At 57.9% G+C, this 3,304-nt stretch carries 2 protein-coding genes; both read right to left on the bottom strand.

Annotation, left to right across the window (positions count from 1 at the left end; translation table 11 throughout):
• Nucleotides 1-59: 59 nt before the first annotated feature.
• Nucleotides 60-791, bottom strand: a complete 732-nt coding sequence (gene larD / locus ACQRCA_RS08305) for a D/L-lactic acid transporter LarD (protein ID WP_427719871.1) — start codon at nt 789-791, stop codon at nt 60-62.
• Nucleotides 792-840: 49 nt separating this feature from the next.
• Nucleotides 841-2,118: a nickel-dependent lactate racemase gene (gene larA, locus ACQRCA_RS08300; protein ID WP_427719870.1), complete on the bottom strand. Its 1,278-nt coding sequence runs from the start codon at nt 2,116-2,118 to the stop codon at nt 841-843.
• Nucleotides 2,119-3,304 lie beyond the last annotated feature (1,186 nt).

Here is a 3,304-nt window from a genome sequence, read left to right as displayed (position 1 = left end):
TCCGAGGACGCGCTGGGAAGTCACCCCATGCGGCCAGCGGACTACTATGCGGCCTTGGACTAGAACATGCCCAAGAAACCGTGCACAAACAGCGCGGCCAGAGCGGCACCGATAAACGGCGCGATGCCAGGAACGAGCAGACCGTACTTCCAGTTGTTGTCAGCCTTGTTCTTGATCGGCAGCACCTGATAGGCCATGCGAGGACCAAGGTCGCGTGCCTGGTTCATGGCGAAGCCGGTGATGCCACCCATGCCCATGCCAACGGCCCAAACGATCAGGCCGACGCAGATAGCGAGCATCAGAACGTTCTCGCCGGCGCGGCTAGCGGCAGCAAGGATGGCGCTGATGAACACAAAGGTGCAGATAGCCTCACAGAAGAAGTTGCGGGCATAGTTCGTGCCCTCGGTGGTGGGGTTGGTCGAGAAGATGTTGCGCTGGGCGATGGGGTCGACGACGCCCTCGGAAGCCTTGAACTCATCGGCATACATAAACCAAGCGATTACGGCGCCCACAAAGCCGCCGAGCATATCGGCAATCATGAAGGGGATGCAGCTGCTCCACGGCACCAGACCGACGATGCACTGGGCAAGCACCATAGCCGGGTTCATGCACACGGCGCCGCCAAAGACAAACAGGCAGACCGAGATGCCAAAAGACCAGGTGGTGATGGCAAACATGTGGCCGGAGCCCTGATACTTGGTGCCCTTAAGCACGGTATCGCAGTGTACGCCCACGCCAAAGATGATCATGAGGGCCGTTGCACCGAATTCGCAGAGGAGTTTGGTAAGCATAAAACATTATCTTTCTTGTCGGTTACAAACGATTCGTTTAGGCCGCGCGCTAGTGCTGAGCGACGACAACGCCCAGGCCATCGGGAATGACGGCTACCTTGGCATCGGCACCCTTCATTTCAAAGGCGAGCTTGAGCGCCTCCTCGAGGGTGTTGACCGGCGTCATATGCATATCCTTGAGCATCTGGTGATCGCACAGGTCGGTGACCATGATCACAGGGTGATGCGCCAGGATGCGGGCAAAGATCTGGCTCGTCCACTGGTCGGGCAGGGTCTCGTCCTTAGGACGGTCGATGCAGGCGCGCTCAAACTCTGCCGGATCGTTGTCAGCGATGTTGTGATAGAAGCCCTCGCCACCGTGACCATCGGCGCAACCGGCGACATCGATGATCACGCCGCCCTCGGGAAGTGTGGCCTCGGCAGCGCACATGCCCTTCACGGCCTGATAGATGTTCTGATCGAGCGGATAGCCACCGTTGGTGGTGATGGCAATCTCGCACTCGACGGGCTCAACGCCGGCAAGACTCTTCACGAACTCGCAGCCGGCCTCGTGCGCCTTGTGAATGTCGCCGGCAAAGGAGCCGATGACCTCGTGCTTGCCGTTGAGCACCACGTTGAGCACAAAGGCAAGGTGAGCCATCTCGGCAGCGGCAAACATGTCCTCGCTCACGTGGTTGTGGCACAGGTTGCCGGCGCGCGAATGGGAATCGTTCACAAACTGGCCGTTGTGGTTGTACATGATGGTCTTGTAGCTGGCAATACCGGGCAGCACGGACTTGCGGCTGCCAGAAAAACCGGCAAAGAAGTGCGGCTCAATGAAGCCCTCGGCAAGCAGTAGATCGCAATCGGCGGCAATCTTGTTGATGATGCACTCGCCACCAGAAGGCAGGGTGCCAATCTTTTCCATCATGCTGTCGTCGGTCGCGACGTGCATGACAATTTCCTCGTTGGCAACGATCTCCTCGCCATACTTGTTGACGAGTTCCTCGTGTGTCGACGGACGATGCATACCCGTAGCAACCAGAATGCGAACGCGCGCCTCAGGCGCAGCGGAGTGGATGTGATGCAGCAGAATAGGCATCGTCACACGCGAGGGAACGGGGCGCGTATGGTCGGAGCTAATGATGACAATATCCTTCTTGCCAGCGCAAAGCTCCTCGAGCGAAGGCGATCCATAAGGGTTGGCAAGCGACTCCTCTACCAGCTCTTCCTGCGATTTTGCAGTCTTAAACTCGTTTTGGTGACCTTCCATCACACCCGCGAAGTTCTCATCCTCGAGCTCCAGATGCAATGTCTTGTGGTCAAACGGCAGTTCACATTCAAACAATGACGAGCGCCCTCTTCCTTTCAACTGACACACTAGATAAACCGTTGGAAGGATACGCCGCTCACTGAAAAACGCCACCGTCCACCGAGTCGTTAACACAACGTTCATATTTGACCCACAACAAAACGGCCGCGATCCCAAGAGGGACCGCGGCCTCCTGTCAAAGAAGCTATGGGCAGGGTGGATTACGCAGCGCCGAGGCAAACATCAATCCTGTGGCATGCGCGTGTAAGCTATCTTGCATAAATAGGTCAATATACTGCATAGAATGACGCATTGGGTTTCGAACCGCAACATGGTAGCCCCCTCCGGAGCGTGCATTTTTGCGAGTTTTCAGCATCGCAAGATAAGATTTTCGTGTCAAAAGTCTTTCAAAAGGTAGATCGTCCTCATGACTCGTCCCATCTGGATAACATGCGGCGAGAAACCAGCCATATATGAGCATCGCCAAGGCCCAATTGTCTTGCAAAATCATCAACAAAGGCAGCGAGGGCCGGCTATGGCCTTATGCATCGATCTTTGGCTGCTGAAAACTCCGTTTTTTGCACGTCGCCCCAGGCACCACCCTCACCCAGCGGCCTTCCGCTGAAGCTGGACATCGCAAGGCCCGCCATCAGTTTACTTTTAGGCACACTCCGCAGGACGCAAGAAGCCCTCGCCGCACTCCACGCTATGCGCGAAGCGCGCCATTCTTCTCCTCAGCTTTAATTCCAGAGGACCGAGGACGAAGGGGCCCTACGGGTTTCCCTCTGAATGCATTCCGCACTGATATCTTCTTAATTGAAGACGTCGATGGCGCACCCGTATACCATTGGCGTCGACACCATCAGATGCGGACCGCGCGGTGACCCCACATTCCGCTGGCGCCCACAGGGCTGCCCTCGTTTTCTGACATGTCCCGCGCGGCCCGCGGCGAGCCGAGACCGCCGCATGACCTAATAGGAGCATGGAGCGATACCGCGGACCCGAACAACCGCATTCTATCGCGCCCCGTCAGTGTGCCGTCTGCCCGGTCCAGGCGAGCACGGAAAGAACGGAGCGAGACATGAGAACCGAATCGACACCCGGCGCCCGCGGGCCGGTCTTCTGCGGGGTCGACACCCACGCCGACTCGCACTGGCTGTGCGTCCTGGACTGGAGGGGCCGCAAGGTCCTGTCCCGGCAGTTCCCCGCCGACGCGGCGGGT

Origin of the sequence: Collinsella sp. SGI.095, assembly GCF_050314535.1 — a bacterium.
Classification (GTDB): Bacteria; Actinomycetota; Coriobacteriia; order Coriobacteriales; family Coriobacteriaceae; genus Collinsella.
Note: the sequence above shows the minus strand (reverse complement) of the source record. Positions and strands in the feature narration are given on the sequence as shown.